Origin of the sequence: Bacillus sp. JJ1521 (assembly GCF_036965165.1) — a bacterium.
In the GTDB taxonomy this organism is placed as follows: domain Bacteria; phylum Bacillota; class Bacilli; order Bacillales; family Bacillaceae_L; genus Ferdinandcohnia.
In genome coordinates, this window is the sequence record NZ_JBALOX010000013.1 from 20,219 (window position 1) to 20,496 (window position 278).

Annotated in this window: 1 pseudogene; it reads right to left on the reverse strand. The window is 40.6% G+C overall.

Annotated elements, in window-relative coordinates:
* Positions 1-278 (reverse strand): annotated as a pseudogene (locus tag V7147_RS02950) (DEAD/DEAH box helicase); the annotation flags it as partial.

Sequence of the window (278 nt, forward strand, 5' to 3'; positions counted from 1 at the left end):
ATCGATTGCTGCCGTTCTTGCTTGTTCGCTTCGCCAGCTAGAACCGCAACATCAATATGGTTATAGGTTAACTTGGATTCAATTTCTTCAACCTTATCGAGACTTTTTATAAAAGCAATTGCCTTATCTGGCTCGGTAAACATAATTTTACGAAGCACGTCGATTTTATCACGCTGTTCACTTAGGAAATAGATGTGGGTCGTGTTTTCCTGGTTGAGAGTTTGTTGGACCCGTATGATCTCCGCGTTGTTCATTAAAGACTTCGCAATCTTTTCAGT